The 19,306-nt window shown below is 65.5% G+C and carries 17 protein-coding genes; 9 read left to right on the top strand and 8 right to left on the bottom strand.

Annotated elements, in window-relative coordinates:
- Nucleotide 1 precedes the first annotated feature (1 nt).
- The 4 genes from FHS82_RS18960 to FHS82_RS18945 all read left to right on the top strand — a co-directional run bounded on the left by FHS82_RS18960 (nt 2) and on the right by FHS82_RS18945 (nt 4,065).
- The gene (locus tag FHS82_RS18960) at nt 2-1,063 is read left to right on the top strand and encodes a maleylacetate reductase (RefSeq protein ID WP_166955875.1); all 1,062 of its coding nucleotides are present in this window, start codon (nt 2-4) and stop codon (nt 1,061-1,063) included.
- A 53-nt stretch (nt 1,064-1,116) separates the two neighbouring features.
- Entirely contained in the window at nt 1,117-2,004 is an 888-nt protein-coding gene (locus FHS82_RS18955; RefSeq protein ID WP_166955873.1) for an intradiol ring-cleavage dioxygenase, read from the top strand.
- A gap of 59 nt (nt 2,005-2,063) precedes the next feature.
- The gene (locus FHS82_RS18950) at nt 2,064-3,428 is read left to right on the top strand and encodes an MFS transporter (protein WP_166955872.1); all 1,365 of its coding nucleotides are present in this window, start codon (nt 2,064-2,066) and stop codon (nt 3,426-3,428) included.
- 190 nt (nt 3,429-3,618) lie between these two features.
- The gene (locus FHS82_RS18945) at nt 3,619-4,065 is read left to right on the top strand and encodes a universal stress protein (protein ID WP_166955870.1); all 447 of its coding nucleotides are present in this window, start codon (nt 3,619-3,621) and stop codon (nt 4,063-4,065) included.
- Nucleotides 4,066-4,151: 86 nt separating this feature from the next.
- Here the strand turns inward: FHS82_RS18945 and phnA are convergent, their stop codons facing one another.
- The 6 genes from phnA to FHS82_RS18915 all read right to left on the bottom strand — a co-directional run bounded on the left by phnA (nt 4,152) and on the right by FHS82_RS18915 (nt 11,901).
- Entirely contained in the window at nt 4,152-5,402 is a 1,251-nt protein-coding gene (gene phnA / locus FHS82_RS18940) for a phosphonoacetate hydrolase (protein ID WP_166955869.1), read from the bottom strand.
- A 197-nt stretch (nt 5,403-5,599) separates the two neighbouring features.
- On the bottom strand, nt 5,600-7,216 hold the full coding sequence (locus FHS82_RS18935) for a dipeptide ABC transporter ATP-binding protein (RefSeq protein WP_166955867.1): 1,617 nt from the start codon (nt 7,214-7,216) through the stop codon (nt 5,600-5,602).
- Entirely contained in the window at nt 7,213-8,121 is a 909-nt protein-coding gene (locus FHS82_RS18930; protein WP_166955866.1) for an ABC transporter permease, read from the bottom strand. Before FHS82_RS18930 ends, FHS82_RS18935 begins: the two co-directional genes overlap by 4 nt.
- Nucleotides 8,121-9,056 carry an ABC transporter permease gene (locus FHS82_RS18925; RefSeq protein WP_208394351.1) on the bottom strand — a complete coding sequence of 312 codons (936 nt, stop codon included), beginning with the start codon at nt 9,054-9,056 and terminating at the stop codon, nt 8,121-8,123. Before FHS82_RS18925 ends, FHS82_RS18930 begins: the two co-directional genes overlap by 1 nt.
- Nucleotides 9,056-10,594, bottom strand: a complete 1,539-nt coding sequence (locus FHS82_RS18920; RefSeq protein WP_166955865.1) for an ABC transporter substrate-binding protein — start codon at nt 10,592-10,594, stop codon at nt 9,056-9,058. The genes FHS82_RS18925 and FHS82_RS18920 overlap by 1 nt, the downstream gene beginning before the upstream one ends.
- Entirely contained in the window at nt 10,591-11,901 is a 1,311-nt protein-coding gene (locus FHS82_RS18915; protein ID WP_166955863.1) for an alkaline phosphatase family protein, read from the bottom strand. Before FHS82_RS18915 ends, FHS82_RS18920 begins: the two co-directional genes overlap by 4 nt.
- Before the next feature lie 239 nt (nt 11,902-12,140).
- On the opposite strand from FHS82_RS18915, the gene FHS82_RS18910 reads away from it, so the two are divergent.
- A complete protein-coding gene (locus tag FHS82_RS18910) occupies nt 12,141-13,058 on the top strand; it encodes a LysR substrate-binding domain-containing protein (protein ID WP_166955861.1) in 918 nt (305 codons plus the stop codon).
- A 25-nt stretch (nt 13,059-13,083) separates the two neighbouring features.
- Here the strand turns inward: FHS82_RS18910 and FHS82_RS21380 are convergent, their stop codons facing one another.
- Nucleotides 13,084-13,545 carry a MarR family transcriptional regulator gene (locus FHS82_RS21380; protein ID WP_166955859.1) on the bottom strand — a complete coding sequence of 154 codons (462 nt, stop codon included), beginning with the start codon at nt 13,543-13,545 and terminating at the stop codon, nt 13,084-13,086.
- A gap of 145 nt (nt 13,546-13,690) precedes the next feature.
- Nucleotides 13,691-14,851 carry an enolase C-terminal domain-like protein gene (locus FHS82_RS18900; RefSeq protein WP_166955857.1) on the bottom strand — a complete coding sequence of 387 codons (1,161 nt, stop codon included), beginning with the start codon at nt 14,849-14,851 and terminating at the stop codon, nt 13,691-13,693.
- 160 nt (nt 14,852-15,011) lie between these two features.
- Here FHS82_RS18900 and FHS82_RS18895 point away from each other — a divergent pair, with 160 nt between their 5' ends.
- The 4 genes from FHS82_RS18895 to FHS82_RS18880 all read left to right on the top strand — a co-directional run bounded on the left by FHS82_RS18895 (nt 15,012) and on the right by FHS82_RS18880 (nt 19,124).
- Entirely contained in the window at nt 15,012-15,968 is a 957-nt protein-coding gene (locus FHS82_RS18895; protein WP_166955855.1) for a Bug family tripartite tricarboxylate transporter substrate binding protein, read from the top strand.
- Between the two features lie 251 nt (nt 15,969-16,219).
- On the top strand, nt 16,220-16,951 hold the full coding sequence (locus FHS82_RS18890) for an arylmalonate decarboxylase (RefSeq protein ID WP_166955853.1): 732 nt from the start codon (nt 16,220-16,222) through the stop codon (nt 16,949-16,951).
- 164 nt (nt 16,952-17,115) lie between these two features.
- Entirely contained in the window at nt 17,116-17,598 is a 483-nt protein-coding gene (locus FHS82_RS18885) for a tripartite tricarboxylate transporter TctB family protein (protein ID WP_166955851.1), read from the top strand.
- Entirely contained in the window at nt 17,598-19,124 is a 1,527-nt protein-coding gene (locus FHS82_RS18880) for a tripartite tricarboxylate transporter permease (RefSeq protein ID WP_166955849.1), read from the top strand. Before FHS82_RS18885 ends, FHS82_RS18880 begins: the two co-directional genes overlap by 1 nt.
- Nucleotides 19,125-19,306: the final 182 nt, after the last annotated feature.

The raw sequence follows: 19,306 nt of genomic DNA, 5'->3' as shown, positions 1-19,306 counted from the left end.
CATGCGGACGTTCCATGCGGGCTTCGAGCCCGGACATCCGCCGGTGCGCGTGTGCCTCGGTGCAGGCGTCCGCGCCGGGATCGGCGCCGAGGTCGTGACGCTCGGCCTGTCCCGTGCGCTGGTGCTGACGACGCCCCAGCAGGCCGCGCAGGGCGAGGCGATATGCGCGCAACTCGGCGCGCTCGCGCACGGGCTGTTCAGCCGGGCGGCGATGCATACGCCCGTCGAGATCACCGAGGCGGCCGTCGAGGCCGCCCGGGGCGCCGATTGCATCGTCGCCATCGGCGGCGGCTCCACCATCGGGCTCGGCAAGGCGATTGCCCTGCGCACGGACCTGCCGCAGATCGTGCTGCCGACGACCTACGCGGGCTCCGAGGCGACGCCCGTGCTGGGCCAGACGGCGAACGGTGTCAAGGAAACCCTGCGCTCGCCGAAGGTCCAGCCGGAGGTGATCCTTTACGACCCCGAACTCGTGGCGACGCTGCCCGTCGGGCTGACCGTCACCAGCGGGCTCAACGCCATGGCGCATGCGGTCGAGGCGCTCTATGCACGCGACGCCAATCCGCTGTCGGACCAGCTCGCGCTGGGCGGCCTCCGCGCCTTCAGGGAGGGGCTGCCGCGGGTCGTGGCCGATCCGGGCAATCTCGCCGCGCGCGAGAGCACGCAGTTCGGCTCGTGGCTTTGCGGCACCGTGCTGGGCGCCGTAGGCATGGCGCTGCACCACAAGCTTTGCCACACACTCGGCGGCAGCTTCGACCTGCCGCATGCCGAGACCCACGCGGTCCTGCTGCCGCACTCCGCCGCCTACAACGCCGGGGCGGCGGCGCGGGAACTCGCGCCGGTCGCGGAACTCTTCGGCGGTTCGGTCAGCGGCGGGCTTTACGACTTTGCGGCGGCGCTCGGCGCTCCGCTGGCGCTGAGAGACCTCGGACTCGCCAAAGCCGATCTCGACCGGGCCGCCGACCTCGCGGTGAAAAATCCCTACTGGAACCCGCGCCCCGTCGAACGGGACGCCATCCGCGCCCTGCTGCAGCGCGCGTGGGAAGGCGCCCGTCCGCAATAGGCCGCGCGTGCCGGCCCGGCGGACGGGCACAACGACATAAAGAGGAAACGAACATGACAGCCTATTTCACCGAAGAAGGCTCCGTCGAGGCCGTCAACGCGCGCATGGGACAGGACATCGATCCGCGTCTGGCGGAAGTCATGTCCTGTCTCGTGAAGCACCTGCACGCCTTCGCCCGGGAAATCCACCTGACGCAGGCGGAATGGGAGATCGGCATCGATTTCCTGACCAGGACCGGCCAGATTTGCAGCGGCGAGCGGCAGGAGTTCATCCTGCTATCCGACACGCTCGGCTTCTCCATGCTGGTCGATGCCATCAACAACCGCCGCCCGGAAGGCGCGACGGAGAACACCGTGTTCGGCCCCTTCCACGTGGCGGGCGCCCCGGTGCGCCGGATGGGCGAGTGCATCAGCCTCGACGGCAAGGGCGAAAGCTGCCTCTACGAGGGCCGGGTCGTCGACCTCGACGGCAGTCCGGTCGAGGGAGCACGGGTCGATGTTTGGTCGGATAATGCCGAGGGATTCTATGACGTCCAGCAGCCCGGCATCCAGCCGAAATGGAACAACCGCGGCATCTTCGTGACCGGCCCCGACGGGCGCTACAGCTTCATCGGCATCAAGCCGGTGTCCTATCCGATCCCGGACGACGGGCCTGTCGGACAGATGCTCGGCCATCTCGGCCGCCACCCCTATCGTCCGGCGCACATGCACTACCTCGTGACGGCTGAGGGCTACCAGAAGCTGGTGACGCACACCTTCGTCGGGGGCGACCCCTATCTCGGCTCCGACACCGTCTTCGGGGTGAAGAAGTCGCTCGTGGCTCCTTTCGAGCGTGTCGACGACGGGCCGACCTTGTGGCGCTCGCCCTTCGATTTCGTTCTCGTGCCGAAAGCGGACGTCAGCCCGGGTGCCGCGCGGGACAAGGCCGTTCCCCCTTCATGACGGGGCAACGCGGGACAACCGCCGGCAAGAACCGGATTTTCACATCAGGGAGGAAAATGATGCGTGAGAGTGAAACGCCCGTGGACGTCGATCGGTTGATCGACGAGGGGCAATGGACGCCTTTTCAGACGATGACGGTTGGCCTGTGCGCGGCGGTCACCGTGATCGACGGTTTCGACACGCAGGCCATTGCCTACGTGGCGCCTGTTCTGGCAAAGGAATGGGGCCTGGGTCCAGCCGCCTTCGGGCCGGTTTTCTCGGTTGGGCTCATCGGCATGATGGTCGGCGCGCTCGCTTTGGGGCCGATTGCCGACCGCTTCGGCCGAAAGCTGGCGATCGTCGCGTCCGTGGCGCTCATGGCGGTGTTCTCGCTCGCGACGATGTTTGCGCAATCCATCGAGACGCTGATCGTGCTGCGGTTCCTGACGGGACTGGGGCTCGGCGGCGCCATGCCGAACGTCATCGCCCTCAGCGCCGAATATACGCCGGCGCGCTGGCGCTCGACGGCCGTCGGCGTCATGTTCTGCGGTTTTCCGTTCGGTGCCGTTGTCGGCGGCCTTCTGGCGGCGCAAATGATCCCGGCGTTCGGCTGGCAAAGCGTTTTTCTGGTCGGCGGCGTCGTTCCACTGGTTCTCATGGCTGTCCTGATCCCGGTATTGCCGGAGTCCGTCCGCTTCCTCGTTACCAGAAGCGGCGCCGAGGCGCGGGCGGCGAAGCTGATCGCCCGGGCAGTGCCGAACGCGCGGCTGCCGGAAAAACCAACCTTCCTGACGTCGCAAAAAGTCAACGACGCCAATCGCACGACGGCGCGCGCGGAGCTGTTCGGCCCCAGTCGGATCGCCATCACGCTGCTGTTGTGGGTGACGTTCTTCATGAACCTGCTCATGTATTACTTCCTGATCAGCTGGCTGCCGCTGACCTTGCAGCATGCGGGCATCGCCCTCTCCCGCGCCATTCTGTTCACCGCGTTGCTGAACGCGGGCGGCATAGTCGGCACCATCGTGCTCGCGCGCGTCATCGACCGCGCCGGCTCCTTCAGGATACTCGGGGGCGTGCTGTTCGCGGCGGCCTTTGCCATTGCCGCCATCGGCTACGTCGGAACAGAAGGCGGGCTGGCGCTTGCGGTAGCGGTTTTCGTTGCCGGCTTTTGCGTCAACGGTGCCCAGAACAACATGAACGCGCTCGCGGCCGGGATTTACAGCACGCCCGCGCGTTCCACGGGCGTGGGTTTCGCCCTCGGCATCGGCCGCGTCGGCTCGATTCTGGGCCCCGTGGTCGGCGGCGTGCTGCTGTCGGCGAGCATGCCCTTGCAGACGCTGTTCCTCATCGGCGCGCTGCCGGCGCTGATCGCCGCGTCCACCATGTTCTTCCTGAACCGGCGTACGCATCCGCAGGTCGCCGTGGCCACGGTACCGGGCCACTGAGGGAGGTGCACCCGACAACCTCCAAAGCAATTTCAGCAGGAGCGGACGCCGCTATTGCGCCCGGAGTTGCGTAAAAACAAAGAAATAAACCATTGTTGCGTTTCTATGGAACGTAGAAATGGTCTGGCTATTCCGACAAGGACAGGGCAGGCTGTACAGGTAAGATTCCACATTTGTCAGGGGGGAACCGATGTACAAGCACATTCTTATTGCAACCGACGGATCGGAGCTTGCGGGCAGAGGCATCGACCACGGGCTTGCTCTGGCCAAGGCACTCAACGCGAAGGTCACGGTCCTGAGCGTGACGCATCCTCTCCAGAACCAGGCCGCGCAGGCGGCCATGGACTCCGGCATTCCGGATCCGTTCTCGCGCTACGACCAGCAGGTCGACGCCGACATGCAGAAGCGGTTCGCCGCTATCGAGAAACGTGCGGCCGAGCAGGCTGTAACCGTGGAACTGGCGCACGAGATCGACGACTATCCCGCCGAGGCCATCGTCCGGTTCGCAAAGCTCCGGGATTGCGACCTCATCGTCATGTCGTCCCACGGCCGGCGCGGGGCCCGCAGGCTGGTACTCGGCAGCCAGACCGCGGAAGTCGTGACCCATACGACGATCCCCGTGCTTGTCATTCGATAATCGCCCGTAGCAGGATGGCGGCTGTCACTGCCGCCATCGCATCGCCCTGTCCGTCAGAGGGGCCGCAGACCGCCGGTCGCCTCGCGCTACAGCGTTCCGTTGATGGCGAAATCGAAAATCTGATAACTCCTGATCAGCGAACAGGCGGCGCGTTGCCTGTAGTCGGCGTTGAGGGGGCGGTTCAGGATCAGGGGCACCCTCGTCTCCTCGATGCTGCCGTGGGTACGCAGGCGGTGCCCTTTCAGGCCGCTCAGGTCGTGCTGGCGCGCGGAACTCCCGATGCACATTTCCTTCCGGGAGATGGCCACCACATCAGCCTCGCGGTCTTCCGGCAGATCGAACAGGCGGCACGCCGTCTCCTTGTCCAGCGCGAGGTCCACGCCGTGGACGGCGGCGATGCGGTTGATGATCGCCTGCACGCTCACGTTGCCCTTGCTCCAGATGCGCACGAAGCTGCCCAGCGCGCCATGGTGCGCCACGAAGGCATCCGTGATGGGGCAGATGACCGTGGTTTCGCCCGCGCCGAACGTGGCGTCGAGAATATCCTGCAGCCAGATCACGTTCGGTTCGCCGGCCGCATCGCTCTTGTCGCTCATGCCGTGATCCGCGATCAGGCCGAGGGTGATGTCCTCCTGCACGAGGCGGCCGAAGACGTCGTCAAGCCTCTTGTAGAATTCGCAGGCTTCTTTCTCTTCAGGCGACCACTTGTGCTGCACGAAATCCGTCAGCGACAGGTACATCACATCGGGGCGGCGATCCTTCAGCAGCCGGATACCGGCCTCAAGCACGAACAGGGACAGCTCCACGGAGTACATATCCGGCTGCGGCATTCCGACGTAGTCGAGCAGGTTCTCGATGCCGTTCTCCTCCAGCGTGCAGCGGTCCGCGAACTCGGATGAGAACGACACGTGCCCCTTGCCGACGTCGAGCCCCTTGCCGAGCTGACGGCGCAGCTTGTCCTTGGCCGTAATCGATACGACTTTCGCGCCCGCGTCGGCGAAGCCGGCCAGTATCGTATCGCCGCGCAGGAGTTCGGGGCCGGTCATCGCCACCGGCTCCCATGTCGCCGTGTCGAGATAGAAATTGCCCGAAATGCCATGTCGCGCTGTCGGCGTGCCGGTGATGATCGAGATATTGTTCGGGCAGGTGAACGACGGCATCGAGCCGATCGCGACCGTCGCGAACCCCTCCTCGATGAAGCGCCGGATGTTGGGAATGGCGCCGTCGGCAAGATACCTTTCGAGATAGGCGGGATCGCCGCCGTCGATGCAGACGACGACGACCGGCCGCTGCGGCCAACGATATCGAACGCCGTTGATGGTGACATGATCTGGCATGGCTGATGGGCCTTTCTTATTGATTGTGAGGGGAAGCGGCGCTGCGTTCCGACGAACGGAGAGCGCATGGCCTTTGGGGGCGGACATGACGGGATGACATTTCGCTGATCGCCATCCCGATCTATCCGGTTGATGAAGAGTGGTCTGTCCGGAAAGCGGCGTCCGCTTGCCGGGTTGCGTTCGATCGGATCCGGGGCTCAGGCGACCTGCGTCGCGTCCGTGATGGTCACGTCCGGCAGCGGCGGCAGCATCGCGGCGATGAGCTTGCGGGTATAGGGCTCCCGCGGCGCGGTCAGGATCGCGGCGGCATCGCCCTGCTCGACAATCCGCCCCCGATGCATCACGGCGATGCGGTCGGATATCCAGCGCACGATCTCGATGTCGTGTCCGACGAACATCATCGCGAAACCCCGCGTGGCCTGCAGTTCCTTCAGCATCAGCAGGACCTGCATCTGCACCGTGGCGTCGAGCGCCGAAACGATCTCGTCGCAGATCAGCAGCTCGGGTTCCGAAAGAAGCGCCCGCGCGATGCAGACGCGCTGGCGCTGGCCGCCGGAGAGCTGGTGGGGATAGCGGTGCAGGTATTCCGGCCCGAGATTGACGTCGGCGAGCGCCCGCTCGATCTTCTCCGCGCTGCCGGAGCCGGACAGACGCAGCAGTTCGAGTGGCTCGCGCATGGCGCTTTCGATGGTGAGGCGCGGATTCAGCGCGCCATACGGGTTCTGGAAAATGATCTGGCAGCGCCGGCGCAAGTCACGGTCGATAGTGCGGGCATGCGCGATCGGCGCGCCGAACAGGCTGATCTCGCCGGAGGTCGGCCGGAGCAGGCCGCTGACGAGTTTCGCGAGGGTAGACTTGCCGGAGCCGGATTCGCCGAGTATCCCGAGCGTCTCGCCCGCCCCGATCCGCAGGGAAACACCGTCCAGCGCCCGCCAGGGCCGCGCGAACAGGCGCCGCACGGGATAGTCGTAAGCGAGCTGCGAAACCTCGACGGCGGGCTGCCCCCGCGTCACCGCCGCCGGTGCGGGGGCGGCCCTCAGGATGCTCCGCGTCGAGACGAGCCGGCGTGTATAGTCGTGCTTCGGATGCGCCAGAACGGCGCCCGCCGCCCCCTGCTCCACGGCCTCGCCCGCGCGCATCACGACGAGCTGCTGCGCGAGATCGGCCGCGGCGGCAAGGTCGTGGGTGATGAACAGCATGGCATTGCCGATCCGCGCCTGCAGCCGCTTGAGCAGGGCGAGGATTTCTGCCTGCACGGTCGCGTCGAGCGCGCTGGTCGGCTCGTCGGCGATCAGGAGCCTCGGCTCCGCCGCGAGCGCCATCGCCAGCATCGCGCGCTGCTGCTGCCCGCCGGACAGCTCATGCGGGAAACGCCGGACGATCGACGGCGGGTCGGGCAGCTCGACAAGCTCGATCAGTTCGATCAGCCGCTCGCGCCTGCTCGTGCGGTCGGCCGCGCCCGCGCGGTCGATCGCCTCGGCGATCTGGCCGCCGACGGTCATGAAGGGGCTGAGGCAGCTCATCGGGTCCTGAAAGACCATGCTCATCCTGCGGCCGCGCAGCGCCCGCATCGCCGTCTCGTCATCGGGCCGCAGCGGGACGCCGTCCAGCAGCAGGCGCGAACGGGCGCCGAGCTGCGCATTCGGCGGCAGCAACCCCATGATCGCCAGCGCGGTCATGGACTTGCCCGAGCCGGATTCGCCGATCAGTGCCAGCGTTTCGCCCTTGTCGATAGCGAACGACAGGTCGAGCACGATCCGCCGGCCGGCAATCGCGATATCGAGGTCGTGAAGTTCGAGAACAGGGTGCGTCATGCGAGCCTCGGATCGACAAGGCGGTGCAGCACGTCCATCGTGGTGTTGATGAGCACGAGGCTGACCGAGATCAGCGTCACCGCCGCGAGAATGACGGGATAATCCCGCCCGTGAATGGCGTTCAACGTCAGGCTGCCGAGGCCCGGCAGGGCGAACAGCACCTCCATGGTCAGCGAGCCGGCGACGAGGCTGCCGAGCACGAGGCCCGACAGCGCCAGCACGACGCCCATCGTCGCGGGCATCACGTGGAAGACGGACACCCGCCACGGCGACAGCCCCTTGGCGCGCGCCGTGCGCACGTGCGGCAGCGTGACGGCCTCCTTCAGCTCTTCCCGCAACTGCTTGACGATCTGGCCGGCGTTGTCGAGGCCGATGATCAGGACGGGCGCCAGCAGCCCCCCGATGACCGGCAGCCAGCCGAGCCAGATCGAGAAGACGAGGATCGCGATGACGCCGGCGCAAAAGGTTGGCACGGCGATAGACCAGATGTTGACGCCGTCGATCAGCACATCGAACAGACGGGACGGCCGCGCCGTCGCCGCCAGCGCCAGAACAAGCGCCAGCGTGAGGCCGAAGGCGAAGCTCAGCACCGTCAGCCTCAGCGTCACCGGCACTGCCGTCGCCAGCATATCCATCACCGGCCGGTCGAAACGGATCGAGCGCCCGAAATCGCCAGCAACGGCATGGGTGACCCAGTCTCCGAACTGCACGGCGAGCGGTTGGTCGAGACCGAGGTCGTGGCGCATCTGCGCCTGCTGTTCGGCGGTGAGGCCCCCTTCGAGGCCCAGCACGTCGACGACGTCGCCCGGCATCACACGGCAGAGCAGAAAGGTCAGCATCACGATGCAGGCGCACTGCACGAGGCCCCGCAGCAGGGTGCCGAGGACGGAAAGAACGCGCGCCATCAGCAGCCTCCTGCTTCAACAGGCCGGACGGCGGCGGGCGCGGGGTCGGCCGCCGGTCCCGGGACGTCCGTTTCCTGACGTATCGGATCGAAGCGCCGGCGCAACTGGTTGCCGAGCAGGGAGAGGCTCAGCGTGAGCAGCACGAGGGTGACGAGAGGCGCCATGATCGCATGCGGCGCGCGCTCGATGAAGCGGCTCGAATCCGCGATCATGCGGCCCCATGTCGGCGCGTCGGGCGAGGAACCGACGCCGAGGAAGCTCAGCACCGATTCCGTGACGATGCAGCGCGGCAGGATGATCGCGGCCTGCGTGATCAGCGTGCCGGCGATATTGGGCAGGATATGGCGGCTCAGGATATGAAGCCCGTTGCCGCCGAAGCTCGCGGCGGCAAGCACATAGTCCCGCGCGGCTTCGCGATGGTAAGCGGCGCGCGTGACATAGGCCACGACCGGGACGAAGGAGACGCCGAGGGCGATCGTCAGCGGGCCGGAACCGCTGCCGAGACCGACGATGAGCAGAAGCGCGAGAAGCGTGCCCGGCAGGGCGCGGATCAGGTCGATGGCCGCGAACAGGATGCGCTCCGCCCAGTGCCCGAGAGTGAGCGCCAGCAGCCCGAGGCCGGCACCGGCCGCGAACGCGATGACGGTGCCGAGCGCGGAGACCGCCAGCGTGGAACGCGCGCCGTAAAGCAGGCGCGACAGAATATCACGCCCCAGATGGTCGGTGCCGAGCGGAAACCCGGCGCCCGGCCCCTTGTTGAGCTGCAGCAGATCCTGATCGAGAGGCGAATGCGCCGTCAGCCAGGGAGCTGCGAGGCCGGCTGCCGCCAGCAGCAGCACGATGGCGGCCGGAAGGCATATTCCCGCCGGGCAGTGCCGCCGCAGGAACGATGCCCGCCGTCCGGCGGGCATCATGGCGATCGGTCTGGCGGACATCAGGCGTCGATCGCGGTGACGGCGACGCCGCCGCTCGCCCAATGGCAGGCCCAGGTGAAGCCGGGGTCATAGCCCTTGATGCCATTGCGGATGGCGATGAAGTCCGGCGCATGACCGAGGACGAAGAAATAGCCCTTCTCCATGGTGCGCCGAAATGCCTGGAGGTAGAACTCCTTGCGCTTGTCGCTGTCGGGCTCCCGGACGGCCTGTTTGATGAGGCTATCGAGTTCCGGGTCCTGAATGCCGCCCCAGAGCACCGGGTTCGGGCCGTCGCTCATCAGGCGGACGAAACGCAGGAAGATATCGGAGCGCGGCCCTGAATTCGTGACGCTCATATCCCAGTCGTATTGGCCGAGCCGCTTCTGCGTGCCGATATCGTCGAGCGCGACATGGTTCACCTTGAAGCCCAGCTTGCGCACCATCTGCACCACGATCTGGGGGTGGGTTTCCTGCCAGGAAACGAACTCGATGGTGTGATCCTCCGGCGTCACGCCAGCTTCGGCGAGCAGCTTGCGGGCCTGATCGAGATCGGGCTTGCGGAACTCGTCCGCGTCATGGAGGGCTTGGTCGAAATAGATGTTGCCGGAGGCGACCAGCTGGTTGGTGACAATGCTCTTGTCGCCGCCGACAAAGTTCATCACGGCCGCCTTGTCGACCGCATGCATGAGGGCACGGCGAACCCTGATATCGTCGAAGGGCTTGCGCGGCTTGCGGTTGTTGAAGGCGGCAAAGTACCACGCCGTGTCCTTGAGCCCGGAGATTTCGGCAACACCCGCCTTCTGCAGATCCTGCGCCGCCTGCAGATCGACGCTGACGATGTGCAGGTCACCGGCGCGCAGGGCAAGACTCTTGTCGATGCCGTCGCGCAGGTCGAACTCGACCGCTTCCACACGCGGCGCGCCGGCCTTCCAGTAGTCGGCGAAGGCAGGGGTGACGAGCTTCACTTTCGGCTGCCAGTCGCCGAAGGTGAAGGGCCCGGTGCCGATGGGCAACGAGATCGTCTCGTCCCAACCCGCGGATTTCGGCGACAGTATCCACAGCTCGGAAAGCAGGTTGAGGAAGGGAGCAAAGGGCTCGTCGAGCGTGACCACGACGGTCCTGTCGTCGGGCGTTTCGAGTTTCGATACCTGCTGAAGCGCGGACACGAGCCAGCCGCCCTTCACCTTGCTCTTGACGCGCTCGAAATTGGCGGCCACGTCGCGCGCCGTCAGGAGATCGCCGTTGTGGAAGCGCACGCCCTCGCGCAGGCGGAACGTGTAGGTCAGCCCATCGGGCGACACGGCGAAGGACTCGGCCAGGAAGGGCTCCACCGCGCCGTTGGCCGCGATCGAGGTCAGCGCCTCGACATAGCTCTGCTGCACCGCGATGCTGCCGGTGTGGCGATGCGGATCGGAAGTATCGAGGCCGAGCGTCGCATATTTCAGAACGCCCTTGCGCGCGTTCTGGGCGAGCACCCGGACGGGCAGGACCGTCAGCGCCCCGGCAAGAGTGGCAGCGCCGGCGAGGAGTCCGCGGCGGCTGGTTACGAAGCTGGTCATGAGTGGATATCCCGTGTTGCGTGAGATAAGGACGGCGACTGCAGCGGACGGCCGTCGAGGCCGTTCGCGTCGCGTCCGAGGAAGGTCAGGATGGTCGGCGCAAGGTCGATGGCCGACGTCGTTTCCGCGATCTCCGCCCCCGGCGCGAAACCGGCGCCGTCGAGGATCAGGAAAGGAGATTGCTCATAGCGGCCGAGGCCGCCGTGCTGGCCGCAGCCGAGGCGGTCCGGCTTGCCTTCCGCCGGCCTGGCGGCGACGCTGAGGCCCGGCACGCCGAACGCATTCCTGGCCTCGTCATCCGCCGCCAGCGAGATGGCGAACGCCAGGCCGCCGCCCGCAGGCACGCCGTGCTCGGCGAAGTTTTCCGGCCCGATCAGCCGCCCCACCCAGTCGCACCCAGCGAGGAATGCGCCAAGACGCGGCAGGACGTCGGCATGCCGGGGATCGACGTAGATCAGCGCCGCGGTCCCGTTGGGGGCGACCACGACATCGGCCGAGCCGTGACCGGCTTTCAGGCCCTCCCCGATCAGGATGGCGTCGATGTCGACCACGTGCGACACGGTCTGATGACCATGGTCGGAGCCGACGGCCAGCAGGATGTCCTCGCCCTTGGCGCGGGCATTCGCAACCGCTGCTATCACCTTGCCGGCATGTGCGTCGGCGCGGCGCAGCGCCTCGCGATGTTCCGGCGAGCCCAGCGGGAAGGCGTGCTGGGTGGTGTCGGGATGGCCGAACCAGGCGAGCGCCAAGGCGGGACCGCTCTCGCCGAAGGCGTTTTCGACGAAGCGTTCCGCCATCGCGGCGTCCCCGTCCAGGTCGGGGCTGATGGCCAGCACCCCCTCGCCCTCGACGGGCGTCCTCCCCGGGCCGAAGGACCCGGCGCGGTGATAGACGCGGCCGTGGCCGTCCGGATCGTGCAGATAGGCGGCGCCCGGCGACACGTTGCTGAAGACGGCCACACCGCCCGCAGCTTCAAGACGCTCGGCCAGGGTCGGCACCGCGAGAGCATGGCCGGTCAGGCGCCGCTTGTGGCCGATGAAGTCGGGTTTTCCGGCATCGAAAAGGGTCAGCGCGCCATCCTGCTCCAATGCGATCGTGTTGCCCGCAAGGCTGTGGCGGGAAGGCAGGCAACCTGTCGCGACGCTGGAGGAGACGACGCGCGTAACCGATGGAAACACGGAGCGGTGAGCGGCGCACCAGGTGCTCCCCGCGCGCAGCGCCGCCAGATGGGGAGTGCCGTCCGGCGTCACGAAGTCGCGCCGCAGACCATCGAGGATGACGACGACCGCACGTCTGTTCGCCGACATCGTCAACCCTCCCCGCGGCCGGTTCCGCGCGGGCGACGCCCGTCCGCAAAGGTCATACCGGATGCCGGCGCGTGCGATCGGCTGTTTTCGATGGACAAGGCATACCCCCTCATGAAACTGTCATGGACTTGGTGTAGAAGTATTTTTCTGCATTCGTGACAAGAATATTTAAGCATTTGCATTATGATGAATAATAAATTTTGTGTACAGTGACTTTATCGGAGAGAGGATGTGACTTAATGGAACAAACGAAGCGCCGTCTCCCGTCCTTGAAGGCCCTTCTGTTCCTCGAAAGCGTCATCCGGACTGGCAGCGTTACTTCCGCCGCAGACGAGCTTTCCGTCTCGCACAGCGCGGTCAGCAAACAATTGTCACATTTGCAGGAATGGTTCGGCGCTCCTCTCTTCGCGGAGAAGCGCAAGGGTATGATCCCGACGCCGGAGACCGCCCGACTCGCGGCCGTGCTGGGAGAGGCGTTCGACCGGATTCAGGACGTGCTCGACGAGGTGCGCGCGGGCACCACGCCGCCGGTCAAGCTGCGGGTGATCGCGCCGGCGACCTTCGCGATGCAATGGCTCGTGCCCCGGCTTCCCGAGTTTCACGTTTCGGGAGGACAGCCGGTGGATGTCATGGTGAGGCCGACGCACACGCCGGAGAAATGGCTCGAAATTCCCTTCGACGTCGCCGTCCGGCGGGGAGACGTCATTCCGTCGCAATTCTCCCCCTGCCACCTGTTCACGGAGGAGCTGACGCTGGCGGTCTCGTCGCGGCTCCTCGCCGAAACGGGTGGGCTCGACAGGGACGGATTGAAGAAGATCAGTCTGCTGGAAGCAGCGACGCGGCCGGGCGAGCTGCAGGCATGGCTGCAGAATGCCGGCCTGCCGAAATCCCTCGCCAGGCCGGCGCTGCGTTTTCCGCATTTCTATGTCGCGCTCGGCGCGATGCTCGCCGGCCGGGGAGCGCTCGTCGTCCCCCGGTTTCTGATAACCGATGCCCTTGAGCGGGGTGAGGTCGTCGAGCCCTGGCCAGACAGCCGCATCGTCGGTTCCGAGTACCACGTCCTCGCGAACCCGGCCTCGCACGAAGCCGCCACCTGCCAGCGTTTCATCAACTGGGTGAGAAACCTGACCCAGCCGGTGTCCCAGGGGGCTGCGTAGCAGCCCGCCCCGTTGCGGTCACGCGCTACGCCAGCGCGGTGATGAGGTCCTTCAGCGTCCTGAGCAGGGCCGCCTCGCGCTCCGGCCCGAGAATCGACCTGAGATGCGCGCTTTGTATGCGCGCCTTCTCGGCAAGGCGCGCATTGAGTTCGGCACCGGCTTCGGTGACATAGCTGGCATAGGCGCGGCGGTCGTCATCAAGCCGCACGCGCCGGATCAGCCCCTCATCCTCCATATAGCGCAGGATCTTGGCGACACTGGACTTGTCGCGGCCGGCCACCCGCGAAATCATGATCTGGGTGATGCCGGGATTATTCGCGATCAATGTCAGAATGGTAAAGCACCCCGGCCGCAAACTGTCGGCGCCGAGGCGGTCGATGAAGTTCTCGTATGTACGATCGTTCGCCAGCCGCAGATGGAAACCGATGAAGCTGTCAAGCAGTCCATAGTCGATGGCGTCGTCGAATGTCTCCTGCCCGGCGTCCACGTTTGCTCCCGCAGGAGCGGCTGAAACGTTTGTCTCCCGCATACCTTGTCTTTCATCGCTCGCACGCCCCACCCGGAGGCTGTCAGTTATCATGGATACCGTCCGGGGGCTTTCCGAAAGGTTTGGTCAAAAAACACGCAGCTCTTCAACCCTTTCCGTGTCCATGGGCCGTGGCACGCCTCGCGAAGTCTTCGAGCGCGTCATAGTTGAGATCGAAACCAAGCCCCGGCCTGTCGGAAAGGCCGAGCGTCTGCCCTTCCTTCTCCGGCAGCCCGAGAAACAGCGTGCGACACATCTCCACCGCCGCGAGGTGCCATTCGACAAGACCGCCGTTGACGAGGCCGGCGTGCAGATGCCCGTTGTGAAACGGAAAGGCGCCGCCGTTGGCGAGATCGACATTGTTGGCCTGCGCCAGCGCGGCAACCTTCCCGGCCGCCGTGAACCCGCCGCAGATGACCGCGTTGGGCTGCAGCACGTCGGCCGCCTCCTCGCGGATCAGTGACGCGAAGCGCCAGAGTTGCCCCTCGTTCTGCCCCGCAGCGATGCGGATGCCCGTGCGGTGGCGCAACTCCCGCATCCGGACAGGGTCGTTGTCGCGCACCGGTTCCTCGAAGAATGCGATGTCGATGTCGCGCAGGGAATCGATGAGCCAGCGGGCCGCGCCTTCGTTCAAGCTGCAGTTGGCGTCGATATAGAGTTCGCTGTCCTCGCCGATCGCCTCCCGAACGAGGCGGACGCGAACCACGTCCTCCCGGAGGAGAGCGTCGATATCCACCCCCCTGTTCCGCTTGGCCAGCGCGTGGTGACCGACGACCATCTTGAAGCGCGAAACCCCCTCGGAACGCAGGTGATGGGCAGCCTCCACCAGTTGTTCGCGATCGAACGCGCCGAAGCCGAAGGTGACGTAGAGCGGCACGCTCCGCCGGGCGCCGCCAAGCAAGCGCCAGCACGGCAGCCCGACCGCCTTGCCGAGGATGTCCCAGAGCGCCAGATCGATTGCCGAAATGGCGTGGCTGGCATAGCCCGTCTGCCCGCGCGGGGTCAGCAGCCAATACAGCGTTTCGGCAATCTTTTCGCGATCGAGGGCATCGAGGCCGATGATGTTTGGCGCCACGAGCCCTTCGAGCACGGCCACCACGGCTTCCTCATCCGTGATCGACGTTATGCCATGGCCCGCAACTCCCTCCTCCGTCGTCACTTCGACCACGACACAGGAAATCGATGCTGTCGCCGATACCGAACCGACCTTCATCTTGTTGGGTATCCAGGCCGGCCAGACCCTGACGTCCTTGATGGTGAGGTTCACGGCAAAGCTCCTTCCTTCGTCGCCGGATTCGCGTGCCGGCGGGGACACAGGCATCCATCATAGGTGAAACATAAACAGGTGCAAGATAGATAGTTGACGAGTAGACGATTTTGCTGCAGCCTGACCTTATAAACAAACATAAATCCAGGAGCGGAACCTAATGTATCGTTTACTTTCAGCGGGCCTTGCCCTGTCGCTCATGGCCGGCAGTGCCCTGGCCCAGACCGCCTTCCCCACCCAGCCCATCACCGTGGTCGTCGGCTTCGCCCCCGGCGGGGGCATGGATACGATGGCGCGCCTGGTCAGCGGCGAAATCTCGCCCCAACTCGGCCAACCCGTGATCGTCGAGAACCGGCCCGGTGCCGCCGGTACACTGGCCCCCGCCTTCGTCGCATCGGCAAAGCCCGACGGATACACGATCTATGCCGGCGAGACCTCGGCGATCCTGGGGCCGGTGTTTCAGGGGAACGTCGGCTACGATCCCGTGAAGAGCTTTACGCCGATTGCCCGCATAGCCGTCGCGCCGCATGCGCTCGTCGCCAATCCGGGCGTCGGCGTCTCCACTGTCGCCCAGTTCATCGATCTGGTCTCGAAAAACCCCGGCGAGTATTTCTATGCCTCGCCCGGCACGGCGACGCTGCAGTATCTCGCCGGGGAGATGCTGAAGGATGCCGCGGGCATCGAGATGGAGGCCGTGCATTTTCAGGGCGGCGCGCCCTCTGTGGCGGCGGTCGTTTCGGGAGAAGTTCCATTCGGTATCGTGAGCCTCAGCGCCGCGGCCGCGCAAGCGGAAGGCGGCAAGCTCGTCATTCTCGGCCACACTGGCCCGGAGCGCGTCAAGGGCTTCGAGAAAATTCCCCCGATCGCCGAGACGATCAAGGGCTTCGAGGCGATGCCGAGCCAGTTCATCATGGCCCCCGCCGGAACGCCCCAGGAAATCGTCGACCGCATAACCGGCGCCATCGCCCGTGCCTACGAGGGCGAAAAGCTCCCCGGCCAGTTGACGCGCGCCGGCCTGATCCCTGCCTTCCAGACGGGCGGGGAAGTGTCCGCCGAGTTGCCGGCTATCGCCAAGAAGCTGACCGAGGTCGCAATCTCCGTCCGCGACGGAACCTGACAGGCCCTGCCCGCGACCGCATTGAACACGCGACGAACGTCCGACAGTCGACGGAGCGACCGGGGACGCACGTCGCGGTCATGCGGGAGCGCCTGACAATCGCTTTCCGGATTTCCGGCGTCTCCCGCCATGCTGGAAGAGCGGCAGGTCAAAGCCCCGGCATCGGCCATAATCCCGGTATAGCGAAAACAATGCACAGTAAAAACGGGCGGACGCCGGCGTTTTTCTGAATTCTTTCACTGGAGATCACCATGAGTATGACGATCGGACTGATCGTACCGCCAGCCGGCGATGCGGTTCCGCCGGAAGCCTACGGCCTCTATCCGGAGGGCGTGCGGTTTACCGCCCGCAGTCTTGCGCTGGAGGCGTTGACCATCGAGGGTTACAGCGAGGCGATCGAGCGTGTGGCCGCGCTGGCGCGCGAACTGCGGGACGACGAAGGTGCCGATGCCATCGCGCTCATGGGCACATCGCTGAGTTTCTTCAGGGGAACCGGCTTCAACGATGACCTGATCAGTGTGATCGAGGAAGCGTCCGGCGTGCCGGCGATCACGATGAGCAGCGCCGTGCGCGATGCCTTGCGGACGGTCGGCGCGCGGAAGGTGGCGGTCGGCACGGCCTATTCCGCGATCGTCAACCGCAAGCTTGAACAGTTCCTTGTGGATGCGGGCTTTGAGGTGCTCCACATCGGCGGCCTCGACATGACCGCCGTCGAGACCATCAGGGCTGTCGGGGCCGATGTCGTCGCCGATCTCGCCCTGGAGGCCGACCGCATGGCTGGCGGAGAGGCGGATGCCATTCTGGTTTCCTGCGGCGGACTCCCCGCGCTCGACCTCGCCGCCGCTGTCGAGCCCCGCATCGGAAAACCCGTCGTCGCCAGCGCGACGGCGGGCGTCTGGGCCGCTGTCCGCCTGCTGGGCATGAGCGGTGAGAGCCGCGCTCTGGGCAGGCTCGGACAGCTCTCGGGAGCCGCCGTCTTCTAGACCGTCTACTGCATTACGCTGAAACACAGTAGACGGCCTATCTCTTTGTTTTTACGTAACTTCAAACGAAAAAGCGGCGTCCACTTTTTCTGAAACTCCTTTGGAGGCTGTCGGTGGCCATGGATCGGCTGCACGATTCCGGGTCAACATAAAGGACGGGAACAATGTCAATAACGCGCACAGATATTTGCGTCCCCACCCGGCGGACAGACTGGAACAACATTATTGCCAGCCTCATCGTCATCGCCATATCGCTGGCATTCGGCTACATGGCGGTGGGATACGGGATCGGCTCCACGCGGCAGATGGGAGCGGGCTACTTCCCCCTCGCTCTCTCGATCATCGGCGGCGTTCTGGGAGTCCTCGTGCTGATCAGGACCATCATCGCCCCCTGCCCGGAGGAGCAGCCGGTCGACCTTCGGCGCATTCTCTTCGTCTGCGCCGCGTTCGTGGTTTTCGCGCTCGGCATCGCGCCCATGGGCCTGTTCGCCACGATCATCGCCACCACCGTGGTCGGCTCCTTCGCGCATCGCGAGGCCAGACTCCACGAAAGCGTCCTGCTGGGTGCAGGCCTCGCGGTCGCCATCTGGCTGATCTTCGTGGTCCTGCTGGGGCTGCCCATGCGCGTCTTGCCGGGAGGTTTCTGATGGATATCCTGACGCTCCTCGCAAACGGGTTCGCGACGGCGTTCACGCCCGTAAACCTCTTTTACTGCTTCGTCGGCGTCACCGTCGGCACGTTCATCGGCGTCCTGCCGGGGGTCGGAGCGATGCTGGGGATCGCCCTTCTGCTGCCGGTGACTTTCTACCTCCCTCCCGAAACCGCGATCATCATGCTTGCGGGCATCTACTATGGCGGCGAATACGGCGGCGCGATCACGTCGATACTGGTCAATGTCCCCGGTTCCACCTCCTCGGCGATCACGACACTCGACGGCTACAGGATGGCGAAGCAGGGCCGTGCGGCGGTCGCGCTGTTCGCATCCGCCGCCGCGTCGTTCATCGGCGGATCGATCGGCATCATCCTGATGACGGTGTTCTCGCCGGCGATAAGCCGCTTTGCCCTGTCCCTCAATTCGGCGGACTATTTCGCCATCATGGTCCTCGGCCTTGTGGCGGGCGCCCTCGTGGCCAGGGGATCGCTCGTCAAGGGCTTGATTGCCGTCGTGATCGGCACGCTGTTCGGCATGATAGGGACGGACCTGAGCACCGGCGTGCAGCGCTATGCTTTCGGCGTTCCCGAACTCATCGGCGGCCTCAGCGTGGCGGTGGTAGCCATGGCTTTGTTCGGCCTGCCGGAAATCATAACCGCGACGGCCGAGCCCAAAACCGACCTGTCGCGGTTCTCCCTGCGGCTGCGCGACATGATGCCGACCCGTGAGGATTTCCGGCGCAGCATCGTGCCGGCCGGCCGCGGCAGCGCCCTCGGCAGCATTCTCGGCATTCTTCCCGGCACGGGCGCAACCATTGCGTCGTTCCTGTCCTACACCGCCGAGAAGCGCCTCTCCCGTACGCCCGAAAGATTCGGCCACGGCGCCATCGAGGGCGTCGTCGGGCCGGAGGCGGCAAACAACGCCGCTGCCCAGACAAGCTTCATTCCCACCCTTGCCATCGGCATTCCGGGCACCCCGACCATGGCGCTGATGCTTGGCGCGCTGATCATCCAGGGGATACAGCCGGGCCCGGATATGATGACGTTGCACGCCGACCTCTTCTGGGCCCTGATCGCGAGCTTCTGGATCGGTAACGTCATGCTGCTGATCCTCAACATTCCCCTGGTCGGGCTGTGGGCCAAACTGGCCAACATCCCCTACCGCTTCCTGTTTCCGTCGATCATCTGCCTCATCGCCGTGGGCGTCTACAGCTCCACGCTGAACACGTTCGATGTCTACGTCGTTCTTGCCATCGGACTCTTCGGCTTCGGCATGGCCATCACAGGCTTCGAGGCCGCGCCGTTTCTGATGGGCTTCATTCTCGGCCCGATGATGGAGGAAAATCTCCGGCGCGCGATGCAGCTTGGCCGGGGTGATCCCGCGGTGTTCTTCTCACGCCCGGTCAGCCTGATCTGCCTGACGATCGTGCTGACGGCGCTGTTCATTCCCGCCGTCCGCATCCTCCGGCGCCGTTTTGCCCGCCTGCCAGGTCTGCGGAACGGCCGGCCCGGGTTCCGATAGGCGGCCCGTCCCCCCGCCCGACAGCACGAAGCGAACGCCCGGGCCTAGCAGGGCCCGGGCGTTCGCTCATATCGCACGGCGGCCGTTAGAGCTTTGAAAAAAGAAGCTTTCTCTTCCGCAAGCAAATGCTGGAGCGCCAAACGTTCTGACGGAATGAGACCGTGCGTTCTGAATTCTATATT

It is taken from the genome of Pseudochelatococcus lubricantis (assembly GCF_011762225.1).
Classification (GTDB): Bacteria; Pseudomonadota; Alphaproteobacteria; order Rhizobiales; family Beijerinckiaceae; genus Pseudochelatococcus; species Pseudochelatococcus lubricantis.
This window is presented reverse-complemented; position numbering and strand designations above follow the sequence as displayed.

What these genes read in the sequence shown, in the direction of transcription:
- FHS82_RS18890 (WP_166955853.1), top strand. Translation starts at nt 16,220, where the DNA reads ATGAGTATGACGATCGGACTGATCGTACCGCCAGCCGGCGATGCGGTT.
- FHS82_RS18945 (WP_166955870.1), top strand. Translation starts at nt 3,619, where the DNA reads ATGTACAAGCACATTCTTATTGCAACCGACGGATCGGAGCTTGCGGGC.
- FHS82_RS18955 (WP_166955873.1), top strand. Translation starts at nt 1,117, where the DNA reads ATGACAGCCTATTTCACCGAAGAAGGCTCCGTCGAGGCCGTCAACGCG.
- FHS82_RS18950 (WP_166955872.1), top strand. Translation starts at nt 2,064, where the DNA reads ATGCGTGAGAGTGAAACGCCCGTGGACGTCGATCGGTTGATCGACGAG.
- FHS82_RS18930 (WP_166955866.1), bottom strand. Translation starts at nt 8,121, where the DNA reads ATGGCGCGCGTTCTTTCCGTCCTCGGCACCCTGCTGCGGGGCCTCGTG.
- FHS82_RS18895 (WP_166955855.1), top strand. Translation starts at nt 15,012, where the DNA reads ATGTATCGTTTACTTTCAGCGGGCCTTGCCCTGTCGCTCATGGCCGGC.
- FHS82_RS18960 (WP_166955875.1), top strand. Translation starts at nt 2, where the DNA reads ATGCGGACGTTCCATGCGGGCTTCGAGCCCGGACATCCGCCGGTGCGC.
- FHS82_RS18885 (WP_166955851.1), top strand. Translation starts at nt 17,116, where the DNA reads ATGTCAATAACGCGCACAGATATTTGCGTCCCCACCCGGCGGACAGAC.
- FHS82_RS18915 (WP_166955863.1), bottom strand. Translation starts at nt 11,901, where the DNA reads ATGTCGGCGAACAGACGTGCGGTCGTCGTCATCCTCGATGGTCTGCGG.
- phnA (WP_166955869.1), bottom strand. Translation starts at nt 5,402, where the DNA reads ATGCCAGATCATGTCACCATCAACGGCGTTCGATATCGTTGGCCGCAG.
- FHS82_RS18935 (WP_166955867.1), bottom strand. Translation starts at nt 7,216, where the DNA reads ATGACGCACCCTGTTCTCGAACTTCACGACCTCGATATCGCGATTGCC.
- FHS82_RS18920 (WP_166955865.1), bottom strand. Translation starts at nt 10,594, where the DNA reads ATGACCAGCTTCGTAACCAGCCGCCGCGGACTCCTCGCCGGCGCTGCC.
- FHS82_RS18910 (WP_166955861.1), top strand. Translation starts at nt 12,141, where the DNA reads ATGGAACAAACGAAGCGCCGTCTCCCGTCCTTGAAGGCCCTTCTGTTC.
- FHS82_RS18880 (WP_166955849.1), top strand. Translation starts at nt 17,598, where the DNA reads ATGGATATCCTGACGCTCCTCGCAAACGGGTTCGCGACGGCGTTCACG.
- FHS82_RS18925 (WP_208394351.1), bottom strand. Translation starts at nt 9,056, where the DNA reads ATGTCCGCCAGACCGATCGCCATGATGCCCGCCGGACGGCGGGCATCG.